Source organism: Neisseria sp. (genome assembly GCF_030523955.1).
In the GTDB taxonomy this organism is placed as follows: Bacteria; Pseudomonadota; Gammaproteobacteria; order Burkholderiales; family Neisseriaceae; genus Neisseria.
The window spans coordinates 53,363-66,783 of record NZ_JAUNHL010000006.1 but is presented as its reverse complement, the minus strand read 5'-3'; the positions used below and the strand labels follow the sequence as shown (position 1 = coordinate 66,783).

16 protein-coding genes are annotated in these 13,421 nt (G+C 54.4%); 10 read left to right on the top strand and 6 right to left on the bottom strand.

The features are described 5' to 3' along the window. Positions 1-149: 149 nt before the first annotated feature. Complete coding sequence (locus tag Q4C79_RS02460) at positions 150-1,187, bottom strand: sensor histidine kinase (protein ID WP_303089447.1); 1,038 nt, start codon at positions 1,185-1,187, stop codon at positions 150-152. 75 nt (positions 1,188-1,262) lie between these two features. Between Q4C79_RS02460 and argH the strand changes: the two genes are divergently transcribed. Next, positions 1,263-2,657, top strand: a complete 1,395-nt coding sequence (gene argH / locus Q4C79_RS02455; protein ID WP_303089446.1) for an argininosuccinate lyase — start codon at positions 1,263-1,265, stop codon at positions 2,655-2,657. Positions 2,658-2,744: 87 nt separating this feature from the next. Here argH and plsY read toward each other — a convergent pair whose 3' ends face one another. Then, the gene (gene plsY, locus Q4C79_RS02450) at positions 2,745-3,344 is read right to left on the bottom strand and encodes a glycerol-3-phosphate 1-O-acyltransferase PlsY (RefSeq protein WP_303089445.1); all 600 of its coding nucleotides are present in this window, start codon (positions 3,342-3,344) and stop codon (positions 2,745-2,747) included. 63 nt (positions 3,345-3,407) lie between these two features. Between plsY and folB the strand changes: the two genes are divergently transcribed. From folB to Q4C79_RS02405, 9 genes are all read left to right on the top strand, one after another. Next, complete coding sequence (folB, locus tag Q4C79_RS02445; RefSeq protein ID WP_303089444.1) at positions 3,408-3,764, top strand: dihydroneopterin aldolase; 357 nt, start codon at positions 3,408-3,410, stop codon at positions 3,762-3,764. Between the two features lie 21 nt (positions 3,765-3,785). Further along, positions 3,786-4,286 (top strand): NAD(P)H-hydrate epimerase, encoded by a 501-nt coding sequence (locus Q4C79_RS02440; RefSeq protein ID WP_303089443.1) that lies wholly within the window; start codon positions 3,786-3,788, stop codon positions 4,284-4,286. Positions 4,287-4,547: 261 nt separating this feature from the next. Then, positions 4,548-5,072 carry a superoxide dismutase family protein gene (locus Q4C79_RS02435; protein WP_303089442.1) on the top strand — a complete coding sequence of 175 codons (525 nt, stop codon included), beginning with the start codon at positions 4,548-4,550 and terminating at the stop codon, positions 5,070-5,072. 326 nt (positions 5,073-5,398) lie between these two features. Beyond that, the gene (locus Q4C79_RS02430) at positions 5,399-6,547 is read left to right on the top strand and encodes an FAD-dependent monooxygenase (RefSeq protein ID WP_303089441.1); all 1,149 of its coding nucleotides are present in this window, start codon (positions 5,399-5,401) and stop codon (positions 6,545-6,547) included. A gap of 82 nt (positions 6,548-6,629) precedes the next feature. Then, positions 6,630-7,499, top strand: a complete 870-nt coding sequence (locus Q4C79_RS02425) for a folate-binding protein YgfZ (RefSeq protein WP_303089440.1) — start codon at positions 6,630-6,632, stop codon at positions 7,497-7,499. Positions 7,500-7,508: 9 nt separating this feature from the next. Then, the gene (locus Q4C79_RS02420; protein ID WP_303089439.1) at positions 7,509-8,003 is read left to right on the top strand and encodes a DUF4442 domain-containing protein; all 495 of its coding nucleotides are present in this window, start codon (positions 7,509-7,511) and stop codon (positions 8,001-8,003) included. A 94-nt stretch (positions 8,004-8,097) separates the two neighbouring features. Next, positions 8,098-8,778: a tRNA (adenosine(37)-N6)-threonylcarbamoyltransferase complex dimerization subunit type 1 TsaB gene (tsaB, locus tag Q4C79_RS02415; RefSeq protein ID WP_303089449.1), complete on the top strand. Its 681-nt coding sequence runs from the start codon at positions 8,098-8,100 to the stop codon at positions 8,776-8,778. Positions 8,779-8,789: 11 nt separating this feature from the next. Then, positions 8,790-9,239, top strand: coding sequence for a ribosomal protein S18-alanine N-acetyltransferase (gene rimI, locus Q4C79_RS02410; RefSeq protein ID WP_303089438.1), 450 nt, complete (start codon positions 8,790-8,792; stop codon positions 9,237-9,239). Next, positions 9,233-10,054 (top strand): uracil-DNA glycosylase family protein, encoded by an 822-nt coding sequence (locus tag Q4C79_RS02405; protein ID WP_303089437.1) that lies wholly within the window; start codon positions 9,233-9,235, stop codon positions 10,052-10,054. The genes rimI and Q4C79_RS02405 overlap by 7 nt, the downstream gene beginning before the upstream one ends. Positions 10,055-10,183: 129 nt before the next feature. Here Q4C79_RS02405 and Q4C79_RS02400 read toward each other — a convergent pair whose 3' ends face one another. The 4 genes from Q4C79_RS02400 to Q4C79_RS02385 form a co-directional block, all read right to left on the bottom strand. Further along, complete coding sequence (locus Q4C79_RS02400) at positions 10,184-10,315, bottom strand: hypothetical protein (protein WP_303089436.1); 132 nt, start codon at positions 10,313-10,315, stop codon at positions 10,184-10,186. 214 nt (positions 10,316-10,529) lie between these two features. After that, entirely contained in the window at positions 10,530-11,519 is a 990-nt protein-coding gene (locus tag Q4C79_RS02395; protein ID WP_303089435.1) for a peptide ABC transporter ATP-binding protein, read from the bottom strand. Then, positions 11,519-12,514 carry an ABC transporter ATP-binding protein gene (locus Q4C79_RS02390; protein WP_303089434.1) on the bottom strand — a complete coding sequence of 332 codons (996 nt, stop codon included), beginning with the start codon at positions 12,512-12,514 and terminating at the stop codon, positions 11,519-11,521. Before Q4C79_RS02390 ends, Q4C79_RS02395 begins: the two co-directional genes overlap by 1 nt. After that, complete coding sequence (locus Q4C79_RS02385; RefSeq protein ID WP_303089433.1) at positions 12,514-13,419, bottom strand: ABC transporter permease; 906 nt, start codon at positions 13,417-13,419, stop codon at positions 12,514-12,516. The genes Q4C79_RS02390 and Q4C79_RS02385 overlap by 1 nt, the downstream gene beginning before the upstream one ends. Positions 13,420-13,421: the final 2 nt, after the last annotated feature.

Genomic DNA, 13,421 nt, shown 5'->3' with positions numbered 1-13,421 from the left:
GAGCAACGGGTAGCTGTCGATATGTTTGCTCATCATTATTTGGGCTTGTTGGTGGGAAAAGCTGCTCATAAAAAACTCCTCTGAATTCTTTAGGGAAATTTAGAGGAGTTTTTGGTTTTTTTCAAAGGTCTCAGGCTATTGCCTTTAGCTTACCGCCCAAACAAATTATCCAGCGCCGATTCTTTTTTACGGTATGGCAGGCGGATACGGACACGGAAAACAGAATCGGTTTGCTCGGTCTTGGCCACTGCATCATTGTCGTACATCAGCATCAAGCGCTCTTTCAAGTTGCGCAAGGCCATGGAATTGCCTTTGTGCGGCTTCACGTTTTCATCACTATCCGGCGGCACAAACGGATTCTCAATCATGATATATAGCCAGTTATGCTTCATCGAGGTTTCTACCACAATACAGCCGGGGCGGTGAGTCGATTCGATGCCGTGGAATACCGCGTTTTCCAATAAGGGTTGTAACAATAAATGCGGTGTTTCCGCATCGTCAGGCGCATTGTGATGCCACATCACCTGCACGCGAGTCGGCCCCATTCGCACCTGCTCAATCGCCATGTATTCCTGCGCCCATTCGATTTCCTGCCCCAAGGTACTGCTCTGGCTGCCGTCCTTTAGTTGTGCGCGGAACAAGTTTGCCAAGTTTTCCAACAAGGTTTCGGCATCGTAAGGGCGCAAGCGGATCAAGCTGATGGCTGCGTTAAGGCTATTAAACAAAAAATGCGGACGGATACGGGCTGTAAGCGCCGTTAAGCGCGCTTCCACCAATGCCGGCTCAAGCGCCTGTTGGCGGCTCGACTCCATATGCATCAGGCCGAGCGACAACATATTGATTTGCCAGAAATGCGTCCAGAAATTCAAGCGTTCACCCAAAAGGCCATAATCCACCAATACAAACAATACCAGAATCACCAGTTGCGCCGTTATAACGCCGTAAACCTTATCCAGTTTGGTTGCATATTGGCTGAACACATAACCGGTTAACATAATGAGCAACAAGGTCGGCGCGCCCCAGCTGGCGGTGCGGTAAACTTGGGTCCAATAGCTGACATCCGAATCGCTAATCAGCGGCAGGAACAAACCATAGAAAATGCTGATAACAATAAGGCGCACTTGGGTTCCCAAATTGCGCATATCGGGTACAGCAAATTTAGACATGATTTGACGTATAATGGGCATGAGTAAAACAACCTGCGTTAAAAAATTATTTGGTGACGTTAGTTAATATTATATGCGAGAAAGATTATTTTTAATATGAATGATAGCAAAACTTGGTCGGGTCGTTTTAACGAACCTGTGTCAGAATTAGTAAAAAAATATACCGGCTCCATTGATTTCGACAAACGGCTTGCAAAGTGGGATATCCAAGGCTCGCTGGCACATGCCGAGATGCTGGAACAAGCGGGCGTATTGAGCGCTGCCGATGTTGCCGCCATACAACAAGGCATGGCCGAAATTCTTTCCGACATCGAAAACGGCCGTATAGAGTGGTCGCTCGATTTGGAAGACGTCCACATGAACATAGAAAAACGGCTGACCGATAAAATCGGCGACGCCGGAAAACGCCTGCACACCGGCCGCAGCCGCAACGACCAAGTCGCTACCGATATCCGCTTGTGGCTGCGCGATGAAATCAGCCAAATCCGCTTGCTGATCCAGTCGCTGCAACTGGCGCTGGTAGAATTGGCCGAAGCCAACGCCGATGTGGTAATGCCGGGCTTTACCCATCTTCAGGTCGCCCAGCCGGTGAGCTTCGGCCACCATATGCTCGCTTATGTCGAAATGTTAGGGCGTGACGACGAACGCATGGCCGACTGCCGTAAACGGGTTAACCGCATGCCTTTGGGCGCTGCCGCACTGGCCGGTACTACCTACCCCATCCGCCGCGAAGTAACCGCCGAATTGCTGGGCTTCGAACAAATCTGCCAAAACTCGCTCGATGCCGTATCCGACCGTGATTTTGCCATTGAATTTACAGCTGCCGCCTCTTTACTGATGGTACACCTGAGCCGGCTGAGCGAAGAATTGATTTTGTGGATGAGCCCGCGTTTCGGTTTTATCGATATTGCCGACCGCTTCTGCACCGGCTCGTCCATCATGCCGCAGAAGAAAAATCCCGATGTGCCCGAATTGGTACGCGGCAAGTCCGGCAGGGTTATCGGCCACCTTACCGGCTTGATTATGCTGATGAAATCCCAGCCTTTGGCTTATAACAAAGATAATCAGGAAGATAAAGAGCCGCTGTTCGATACCGTTGACACCCTAATCGATACTTTGCGCATTTATGCCGATATGATGCGCGGCGTGAGCGTAAAACCGGAAAACATGCGTGCCGCCGTAATGCAGGGCTTTGCCACCGCCACCGACTTAGCTGATTATCTGGTGAAAAAAGGGATGCCGTTTCGCGACAGTCATGAAGTGGTCGCAAAAGCCGTGCGCCATGCGGATGACCAAGGTGTGGATTTAAGCGATCTGCCGCTGGCCGTATTACAAGGCTTCAGCGACTTGGTAGACGAAGACGTTTATCTGGTGCTGACACCCGAAGGCAGCCTGAATGCCCGCAACCACTTGGGCGGCACCGCGCCGGAGCAAGTATTGCAACAAGCGGTGCGCTGGAAAAAACAGCTGTTGGAATCTTTACAAAACTGATTAACACAATAATTAACCAATACGATAAATGCCTGTCTGAAAAACTTTTCAGACAGGCATTTATCATTCCAACCAAGCTCATCAAAATCAACTGCCGATTTTGCCTTCCTTGCCCTGCAATAAATTCTCGATATTACTGCGATGACGGTACAAAACCAGCGCCGCAATAATAACGATCGCCAAAATCCAAGATCCTGGCAAATCAAAAAACCAAGCGGCAAGCGGGCTGATTAGCGTTGCCACCAAAGCGGCCAACGAAGAAACTTTAAAACCGAAGGCCATCACCAACCACACCGCCGCGCACACCAGCGCCACCGGCCACGACAAACCCAGCAGCACACCCAATGCGGTCGCCACGCCCTTGCCGCCTTTAAAGCCGAAAAATACCGGCCACATATGGCCGATGAGCACAGCTACCGCTACCGCAGCAATGGTGCCGTCACTCAAATCCAGCGTATCCTGCAAAGCAAGCGCCAGCCAAACGGCAACCAAACCTTTAAGCGCATCACCCAATAGCGTGAGCGCCGCCGCTTTTTTCTTACCGCTGCGCAACACATTGGTTGCGCCCGGATTGCCGGAGCCGTAAGTACGCGGATCGTCCATACCGTAAAACTTGGAAACGATGACCGCAAACGAAAGCGAACCCAATAAATAGGCCGCTAAAATCACCAGTAAATTTGCCAGCATAAAATTATTTTGCTTTAATCTGAAAACGATGTCTGATTCTAACTGAAACGGCTTGAAAAAAAAATGGATAAGATTTTTTTACACGGTTTGAAAGCCGATACCTTAATCGGCGTATACGATTGGGAACGGGAACAGCAACAAACCCTGATTCTGGATCTCGATATCGGCACCGCCGCGCGCAGCGCCGTCTCCGATTCGATAGACGATACCATCCACTACGGCGAAGTGTGCGAAGCCGTGCGCCAAAGCCTGTCGAACCAAACCTTTCTGCTGCTCGAAACGCTGGCCGAATATGTCGCCGAATTGCTGATACAAGACTTCGGCGCCTTATGGGTGCGGGTGCGTGTGGTCAAACCCGGCATTCTGCCCAATGTCCGCGAAGTCGGCGTGGAAATCGAGCGCAGTGCGCTGGATGATTAACACCATCCTCGGGAGCTCACCGTGAAAGTCTATACCTCAGAACAAATGCGCGAACACGAACGATTGGCGGTCGAAAAAGGCACCAGCTACCGCCAACTGATGGAAAACGCCGGCAGCGCCGCTGCAAAAGACATTCTTAACCGTTACCCCCAAAGCGGCCGTGCGCTCATTTTATGCGGCAAAGGCAATAACGCCAGCGACGGCTTGGTGATTGCCCGTTTATTACAAGTCGAGGGCTGGCAAATCGATATTATTTTCTTGTTGGGCGACCGGCTTTCCGAATTGGCCGAACTCAATTATCAATTATTACAAGGTTTGCCCGCTATCCGGTTTTGCAGTGCACAATGCCTGTCTGAAAACATTTACGACATCATTATCGACGGCATTTTCGGTACCGGTTTTGCCGGCAGCATTCCCGCCGATATCACCTACACCTTCGCCGCCTACAAACCGGCACACCTCGATCCCAAAGGCGCCGGCTATTGCGGGGAAATCGTATGCCTCGATATCGGTATTGATTGATTCCGTTTATATTCACAATGCCTGTCTGAAAAGTTTTTCAGACAGGCATTTTATTTATTATTTCTTCCATTTTATTCAACATGTTGAACTTTAATCCTGTGATGATATCAAACAAACAAGCGGCCGCTTATATAGCGGATTAACTTAACTTTCGCTACGGCGTTGCTGCGCCTTGTCGTACTACTTGTACTGTCTGCGGCTTGCTGTCTTGTATCGAAGTAATTAAATCCGCTATACCACAACAAACAGGAGAAACTTCACATGAAAAAATTAATCGCTTCGTTACTTTGCTGCTTTTCCCTCAGCGCTTGGGCGCAAACCGAAATCGTGGTACCTGTGTCGCGGCTGGATTTGGAACAAGGTGATACCCCGATAGGCGAAATCCGAATCAGCCAGAGCAAACACGGTGCGGTGTTCACCCCCAAACTGCAAGGCCTCAAAGCAGGTATTTATGGCTTCCACATCCATGAAAACCCAAGTTGTGCCGCTGCGGAAAACCAAGAAGGCAAGCGGGCGGCCGGAATGGCGGCGGGCGGCCATTGGGATCCCAAAAAAACCAAAGCCCACAAAGGCCCTTGGGATGACAGCGGCCATTTAGGCGATTTGCCCGCTCTTGCGGTGGCTGAGAACGGTGATGTACAACCGGTGGTCGCTCCGCGCCTCAAGAATATCAACACCTTACGCGGCCATGCCTTGATGATACACGCCGGCGGCGACAATTACAGCGATCAACCCACCACCCTCGGCGGCGGCGGTGCCCGCATGGCCTGCGGCGTTATCCGTTAAAATACGCCCGATGTATCTTAATGTCCTCAGGCTGGCGATAGCACAATCGGCAGCCTGATTTTTTTAACCAAGCTGACGGGCGGATAGAGACCTTTGCAAAACCCTCAGATGTGGATGCAGCTCAAGGCGTAGCAGCGCAGCGAGCGCAGACATATCAAGCAGATAGGCAAGCGAGCGAGCAGCACACAACGCAGAAATGCGCCACAGATGGGGGTTTTGCAAAGGTCTCGGATAATCAAACCGCGTGCATTTTCCAAGCAACTCGCGCCCGACACCTCCGCATTTATCGGCTATAATCTGCAACAAATATCCGCTGGCACACTTTTATGATTTACGACACCCTGATTATCGGCGGCGGGCTGGTCGGAGCCGCCGCAGCCGTTGCCCTCAAACAGCAGCAACGCAAAGTTGCGCTGTTGGAAATCCGTCCGCCCGAAACCGACGAAACACGCCTTTTGCAAGGCTGGGATGCACGGATTTACGCCATCAGCCCGGCCAACCGACAATTATTGCAATCGCTGAACGCTTGGCCGGATGAAAGCCGTATTCAGGCGGTTACGCGCATGGACGTGCGCGGCGACCAGGGCGGCCGCATTGAATTTAGCGCCGCCGACATCCGTGCCGAGCGCCTCACCAGCATCGCCGAAAACCGCTGGCTTTTGGCTGCTTTATGGCGGCAGATCCGCGCATTGGACATTCCCGTTATCAACCAAGCCGCAGCCGGCATCGAGAGCGATATCGAAACGGCTACCCTCACCTTGGCCGACGGCAGCAGCCTGCGTAGCCGGCTGATTATCGGTGCCGACGGCGCAAACTCCTGGTTGCGCAGCCAAACCGGCATTGCCGTGCGCGAAGACGCTTACGGCCACCACGGAGTAGTCGCCAATTTTCATTGCGAGCGCGACCATCAGGGCGTGGCCTACCAATGGTTTAAAAACGGCGAAGTACTGGCCTACCTGCCATTGCCCGACCGCAAGATTTCCATCGTCTGGAGCACCGCCGAGCCTGCCAAACTGACCGAATTGCCGCCCGACGAGCTGGCCGCCGCCGTTACCGCCCAAGGAGAAGGTGTACTGGGCAAACTCTCGCCCTTATCGCCCGCATTTGCCTTTAATCTGATATTGCGCCGCCCCGAAACCACGGTCGGCCAACGCATCTTGTTGATGGGCGATGCCGCCCACACCATCCACCCGCTGGCCGGCCAAGGCGTGAACCTCGGTTTTGGCGATGTAGAAGCATTTGCCGACATCAGCCGCAAAGCCGCCGACATCGGTGCATACCAAATCCTGCAACGCTACCACCGCAGCCGTCTCGAACCGGTACGCACCATGCAATTGGGCTGCGACGGCCTGTTCAAACTGTTCGGCGAAGAACACCTGCCCGGCCTGCCTTGGCTGCGCAACAGCGGCCTGAATCTGGTTAATAACCTGAACGGCTTGAAAAACCGTTTGGTCCGTCAGGCAATGGGTTTGTAATTGTTTTCAGACAGGCATTGAAAATCCGTGCCTGCCACCCATTCTAAAAACCGAATACGATAAATCACACACGGATACCCACATGAAATCCAGTCTGCTTCCTTTCTTCGGCGTCGTACGCGTCAGCGGCGACGACCGTACTGTATTTTTGCACAACCAGCTTTCTAACCACATCGAAGCGCTGGCGGCCGGCCAAGCCTGTTATGCTACTTACAACACGCCCAAAGGCCGCGTTATCGCCAATATGCTCGTCATCAACCGTGGCGAAGATTTGCTGCTGGTTATGGCAAACGATTTATTGGAAAGTACCGTCAAACGGCTGCGGATGTTTGTGTTGCGCGCCAAAGCAGTGTTCGAACCCCTGCCCGATTTCGGCGCCGCCGGCGAACTGGCCGATAATCTGCCGCCGCAACCGCCGACCGAGCCGAAGCTGAGTTTCGCCGCTGCACAACACGACCATATCTGCCGTGTCGAACTGCCGCACGGCGGCGTGTTGCTGGTTGGCGAAAAAAGCTTGTTGCCCGTTTACGATGCCGCCGCCGAATATACTTGGCAGCGCCACGAAATCGAGAGCGGCTACTCTTGGATTGCCGAAGCCACCCGCGAAACCGCCGTTGCCCAAATGCTCAACCAGCACACCATCGGCGGTGTACATTTCAAAAAGGGTTGTTATCCCGGCCAGGAAATCATCGCCCGTGCGCAATATCGCGGCCAAGTGAAAAGAGGGCTGGCCGTGCTGGCCGCCCAAAGTCTCGAAGCTGCCGGCGTCTCGCTGCGCCATAACGGCGAAGAGGCCGGCATCATCATCAACAGTGTGCCGGCGGAAAACGGCAGCCTGTGTTTGGCTGTCATCAAACACGCAGTCGCCCGCGCCGAATTGAGTGATAACGAAGGCAACCCGCTTACCGTGCAAACGCTATTTTTCGAAGCCGACAACACACCAACCGAATAAGCCGCCACCATGTTAAGAAGATTCTGCCGTACCGCCAACGGCTTGCGCCGCGTGATGAATTTATGGCCGCCGCTGCTGTTTAGCGGCATCCAAATTATGGAAATGTCGGAAGACTACCGCTATATGAAAGCGCGCTTGCGCAACTGGCCGCTCACCCGCAATTTGCACGGCGCCCAATTCGGTGGCAGCCTGTTTGCGATGACCGATGCGGCCTATTCGCTGATGCTCAACGGCTTGATGAGTAAGAAATATTATGTGTGGGACAAATCCTCGCACATTGATTTCATCAAGCCCGGCCGCGGCGAAGTGTATATCGAGTGCCATATCAGCAGCGAACAACTGGCGGAAATCCAGGAACGCACCAAAGAGGGCGAAAAGTTTTTCCCCGAATTTGAAGTACGTATTTTCGATAAAAGCGGCGAAACCGTCGCCATTGCCAAGCGGGTGATTTATGTGCGCCTCAAACCGAGTTTCCGCCCGCCCAAAGTACCGGCTACTGAGTAATGCCTGTCTGAAAAACCGTTTATGCGCCGCATCATTATTTACCGAACAATTTACCGAACCACACAAGCCTGATGCCTGTCTGAAAAAATACACCATGCAAATCGATTTCACCCGCCCCTTGCTTGCGATCGACACCAGTACCAGCCATCTTTCGCTGGCACTGTCGGCAGGCAATCAAATATTCAGCCGCCATCTGGAAGCGGGTAACCGCCAATCCGAATGGATTTTGCCGCAGATTCAAGAGCTGTTTGCCGAGGCAGGCATCGGTGCCGCCGATTTGGCCGCCATTGTTTACGCCCAAGGCCCCGGTGCCTTTACCGGCCTGCGCATCGGCATCGGCGTCGCACAAGGTTTGGCCGCGCCGTTCGATACCCCGCTGATCGGCATCCCCTGCCTCGATGCTGTCGCCTTCCAAATACAGGCCGATTGCGTGCTGGCCGCTACCGATGCACGCATGGGCGAGGTGTTTTATGCTTGGTTCGACACCGTTAACCACCGGCGGCTCAGCGATGCCCAAGTCGGCGCAGCAGCTGCCATCGAACCGCCCGCAGCAGCCAAGCAGTCGCAAGGCATAGGCAATGCCTTTGCTCTGGCCGAGCCGCCGCCGTTTGCCGGCCGAACCGATATGCCTACCGCCGCCGATTACCTGGTTCTGGCGCAAAGTGGCCGTTATCCGGCTATCCGAGCCGATGAGGCTGCTCTGTTATACGTTCGCGACAAAATCGCGCTTACCGCCCGCGAGCAAGCCGAACGCAAACAAAATTCCGCCTTGTGAGAAAACCCGCTATGCCGCCCGTTCACATCCGCCCCGCTTCTGCCGCCGATTGCCCTGCGCTGGCCGCTATCGATTCGGTTTGCAACCCCTCGCCTTGGTCGGCAGAACAGTTTGCCTCGGCACTGGCGGAAAAACATACGGCCGTTTATCTGGCCGAAGCTATATCCGGAATTTGCGGATTCATTATCTGGCAACAACTGTTTGAAGAAAGCGAGCTGCACCTGATTGCCACCGCTCCCGCCGCCCGCCGCCAAGGCATTGCCGCTTCCCTTATGTCGCTCTGGCTGCAACAAAGCCAAGAAAGCGGCGTACAACGGCTGATGCTGGAAGTTCGTGCCGGCAATCAAGCGGCACAAACGCTCTACCGCCGCTACGGCTTTCACGAAAGCGGGCGGCGTCCCGCTTATTACCGTAGCGAAAACGGGCGTGAAGACGCTGTTATCATGGAGAAATTATGTTAAGCAGCCGCTATCTTTATCTGCACGAAGCCCTCGGCCTCGGCCCGATGTGGTTGAAGCGCGATGCCAAAGTGCTCGCCACTCCGCCTGCCGCCCGCACCGTTGATACCGTATCAGCCCCGATACCTGCTGCCGAACCGCCGCATGCGCCGCAAGCAACAGCCGAACACCGTGAACAAGCCACCCCTGCTGCACAAAACACACCCGCAGCCGTGCGTACCGCAGCCGCTCCTGTCAACAACGCCCGCGCCGCCGCCTTGGCCGCAGTCGGCAGCCACATTGGTGCGGCCGAAGACAAAAGCCAGGAAAACCAACCGGCCGCAAAAACCACTAATGAGCCGCTCCCTCCGGCACACGATATCGCCTATTACCTCGAAACGCTTGCCGGGCGCATTGCCCCGGCCAAACTGATGGTCGTAAGCATTTGCCCTTCTCCGCAAGACAAAGTTGCCGGCAAACTGTTTAGCGGCGCTACCGGCCAACTGCTCGACAACATGCTGGCCGCCATCGGGCTGGCCGCCGCGGATGTCCACAAAACCAGTTGGCTGGAGATGCCGACTTACGAAGCCGAGCCGCCGGCGGAAATCATTGAACGCGCCCTGCCGCGTATGCAAGCCGAATGCGCCTTAAGCCGGCCGCAAGCGCTGCTCCTGCTTGGTCGCTTCTTTGCCGCCGACGGGCGCAAGCCGCTGGTTGAAAGCTTGGCCGGACACTTACCGGTATTTTATGTTCCCCATCCCGCCCAATTACTGCGCCAGCCACAGCTCAAGGCCGATGCTTGGAGGGAGTTGAAAAAACTAAGAGATAAATTGAAATAGGCTCCGCTTCTATCAACAATGCCTGTCTGAAAAAGTTTTCAGACAGGCATTTTGACAAACAAAAACCGCTCGGAATACGGTGATTCGGAGCGGCTGCCTCTATCTATTTAAGTAAGTATAAGGTACGGCTTATTGCGCTTCAGGAGCACCGTTGTGTTTCGGCAGGAAACGTTCGATACCGAACTTCTTGCAGCCTACATAAACGAATAAAGCGAGATAAGCAGAGAAAGAGATAACGCCGATAACGGCGAAGATTGGCATGAATTTTTCGATCATTTTATTTAGTCCCATAAGTGTTTGTACAAGGTCTTTGCCTTGTTGTAATTGGGAGAATACCGTGATGTTTCCGGTTCTCCACCCCTTTTATATATACGCCGTTTTCTGCTTGGCGTTTAGTTTAGTATGAAACAATTTCAAAAAATTATCAAGCCATTTATCGGTGATTTTTACCTTTTATCGATTTATTACAACAGTTTTACACAGCGATCTCTTCCAGCCGCAAACAGGCCACTTTGCGCCCCTGCCATTCGCGCAGTTCGGGCACTTCCTGCGCGCAGCGAGCTTGGGCGTGCGGGCAGCGCTGGTGTAGGGCGCAGCCGCTAGGCGGATTGAGCGGGCTGGGCAGTTCGCCGGCGAGTTTGAGCTGCACTTTCTGCTCTTTCAAGCTCGGTGCGGCGGAAAGCAGCGCCTGGGTATAGGGGTGCAACGGCTTGGCGAATACGGTTTCGCTGTTGCCGTGTTCCACCACGCGGCCGAGATACATCACCATGATGTCGTCGGCCACATGCTCGACCACCGATAAATTATGCGAGATAAACACATAAGCCGTGCCGTATTGCTCCTGCAAATCCATAAACAGGTTGAGCACCTGCGCCTGAATGGAAACGTCGAGCGCGGAAGTCGGCTCGTCGGCCACCACGATTTTGGGGTTGAGCATCATGGCGCGGGCAAGGGCGATGCGCTGGCGCTGGCCGCCTGAAAACATATGCGGATAGCGCGAGGAATGCTCGGGTCGCAGGCCGACGGTTTTCATCATTTCCACCGCCCGCTCGTAACGCTCTTTTTTGCTCAGTTTGGTGTGGATGGCAAGCGGTTCCATCAGTTGGAAGGCGATGGTTTGGCGCGGATTCAGGCTGGCATACGGGTTTTGAAACACCATTTGGATTTCGGTGCGCATTGCTTTCAGACGGCCTGAACCCAATTTGGCGGTTTCGGTGCCGTTGATGGCCAGGCTGCCGGAAGTGGGCGTTTCAATCAGGGTGAGCTGGCGAGCCAGCGTGGATTTGCCGCAGCCGGATTCGCCCACCACCGCCAGCGTTTTGCCTGCCTGAAGCTCGAACGATACGCCGTTTAGGGCTTTCACCACTTTTTTCTCTTTGCCCAAGCCGCCGCCGACCGGATAGTGGCGGGCTAAATCGTGGGCTTCCAAAACGGTTTTTGCTTCAACGGTTTTTACTTCACTCATCAGGCGGCTCCCTTGGCTTGCAGTTCGGTTAGGCTGCTGCTGATGCAGCGTACTTTACCGTAGCGGCTGTTTAACACGGGCGGCGGGGTTTGGCAGGCTTCGCGGGCATAAGGGCAGCGTGGCGAGAGCAGGCAGCCGGCCGGGCGGTCGTATTGGCTGGGCACCACGCCGGGCAGCGATTTCAGACGGCCTTTTCCGTGTGAAAACTCGGGAATGGATTGCAATAAGGCTTCGGTGTAAGGATGGGCGGGTGTGTCGAATATATGCGGCACGCTGCTTTGCTCGACCACTTGGCCGGCATACATCACCGCTACATGCTCGGCGTGTTGCGCCACCAAGCCCAAATCGTGGGTAATCAGAATCATCGCCATCTTGCGCTCTTGTTGCAGGCGGTGGAGCAGATCCATGATTTGCGCCTGTACGGTTACGTCAAGCGCGGTGGTCGGCTCGTCGGCAATCAACAGTTTCGGCTCGCAGGCCAGCGCCATCGCAATCATCACGCGCTGGCTCATACCGCCCGACAATTGGTGCGGATAGGCTTTCAGACGGCCTTTGGCATCGGGAATTTCTACCAACTCGAGCAGCTCGACCGCCCGCGCCTTGGCCGCCGCGCCTTTCAGCCCCAAATGCGCCTTGAGCACTTCGGTAATCTGCATTTCGATGGTGAAGCTCGGGTTGAGGCTGGTCATCGCGTCTTGGAAAATCATTGAAATATCTTTGCCGATGATCTTGCGCTTTTCTTTGGCAGAAAGTTTCAGCATGTCTTTGCCGTCGAACAGCATTTTATCGGCCCGGATGGCGGCGGTATTGGGCAACAAACCCATCAGCGCCATCATCGACACCGATTTGCCCGAGCCGGATTCGCCCACCACCGCCAGCACTTCGCCCGACGATACTTCGAGGCTCACTGAATCGACCGCGCGAAAAGCGCGCGTGCCCTGCCCGAAAACCACTTGCAGGTTTTCGATGGTTAATAAAGGTTGTTTCGCTTCCATCACGACACCTGCTTCAGTTTCGGGTCGAGCGCGTCGCGCAGGCCGTCGCCCGTAAGGTTAATCGACAAGGCGGCGATAAAAATCGCCAAACCGGGGAACACGGCCATCCACACGTTGCTTTGGATATATTGCCGCGCATTGCCCAGCATCGCGCCCCATTCGGCGGAAGGCGGCTGCACGCCCAAGCCCAAAAAGCCGATGGCGCCCGCTTCGAGAATGGCGGTGGAAAAAATCATGGTGGCCTGCACAATCAGCGGCCCCATGCAGTTGGGCAGCACGGTAATCAGCATCAGGCGCGGCAGGCCGGCGCCCATCACACGGGCGGCGGTAACGTAGTCTTTTTGCAATTCCACCAGCGCGGTGGCGCGGGTGATGCGGATAAACGGCGGCATACACACCAGCGAAATCGCCAGCACGGTGTTGGTCATCGAGGGGCCGAGAATCGCGGCGATGATGATTGCCAGCAGCAGGCCGGGGTAGGACATCAAAATATCGTTGCCCAACATGATGATTTTACCAATCGTTCGCGGCCAAAAAGCGGCAATCATGCCCAAGGTAACCCCTACCAACATCGCAATCAGGGTAGCCGCCAGGCCGATCAGCAAGGAATAACGGCTGCCGTACAAAATACGCGACAAAGTATCGCGCCCCGCATCGTCGGTACCGAAAATAAATTCGGATGTGCCGCCAAACAAAATGGGCGGCAACTGTTCTTTGCCGGCATGCAGGATATTCGGATCATAAGGCGCGATCAGCGGAGCAAAAATGGAAGCCAATACCATTAACGCCAACACCAGCAGGCCGACGGTCGCTCCGCGGTTTTTGAGGAATGCGCTAACAAATTGCTGCCATTCGGAGGGCGGCGTCACGGCGGCGGCAACGGAATGATTGGTTTGTGCAGACATAA

Bases quoted from the DNA above. Each gene is read 5' to 3' on its own strand.
- Q4C79_RS02425 (WP_303089440.1), top strand. From the start codon at position 6,630: ATGAAATCCAGTCTGCTTCCTTTCTTCGGCGTCGTACGCGTCAGCGGC.
- Q4C79_RS02420 (WP_303089439.1), top strand. From the start codon at position 7,509: ATGTTAAGAAGATTCTGCCGTACCGCCAACGGCTTGCGCCGCGTGATG.
- tsaB (WP_303089449.1), top strand. From the start codon at position 8,098: ATGCAAATCGATTTCACCCGCCCCTTGCTTGCGATCGACACCAGTACC.
- Q4C79_RS02395 (WP_303089435.1), bottom strand. From the start codon at position 11,519: ATGAGTGAAGTAAAAACCGTTGAAGCAAAAACCGTTTTGGAAGCCCAC.
- plsY (WP_303089445.1), bottom strand. From the start codon at position 3,344: ATGCTGGCAAATTTACTGGTGATTTTAGCGGCCTATTTATTGGGTTCG.
- Q4C79_RS02435 (WP_303089442.1), top strand. From the start codon at position 4,548: ATGAAAAAATTAATCGCTTCGTTACTTTGCTGCTTTTCCCTCAGCGCT.
- Q4C79_RS02405 (WP_303089437.1), top strand. From the start codon at position 9,233: ATGTTAAGCAGCCGCTATCTTTATCTGCACGAAGCCCTCGGCCTCGGC.
- Q4C79_RS02385 (WP_303089433.1), bottom strand. From the start codon at position 13,419: ATGTCTGCACAAACCAATCATTCCGTTGCCGCCGCCGTGACGCCGCCC.
- rimI (WP_303089438.1), top strand. From the start codon at position 8,790: ATGCCGCCCGTTCACATCCGCCCCGCTTCTGCCGCCGATTGCCCTGCG.
- folB (WP_303089444.1), top strand. From the start codon at position 3,408: ATGGATAAGATTTTTTTACACGGTTTGAAAGCCGATACCTTAATCGGC.
- argH (WP_303089446.1), top strand. From the start codon at position 1,263: ATGAATGATAGCAAAACTTGGTCGGGTCGTTTTAACGAACCTGTGTCA.
- Q4C79_RS02400 (WP_303089436.1), bottom strand. From the start codon at position 10,315: ATGCCAATCTTCGCCGTTATCGGCGTTATCTCTTTCTCTGCTTATCTC.
- Q4C79_RS02390 (WP_303089434.1), bottom strand. From the start codon at position 12,514: ATGGAAGCGAAACAACCTTTATTAACCATCGAAAACCTGCAAGTGGTT.
- Q4C79_RS02460 (WP_303089447.1), bottom strand. From the start codon at position 1,187: ATGCCCATTATACGTCAAATCATGTCTAAATTTGCTGTACCCGATATG.
- Q4C79_RS02430 (WP_303089441.1), top strand. From the start codon at position 5,399: ATGATTTACGACACCCTGATTATCGGCGGCGGGCTGGTCGGAGCCGCC.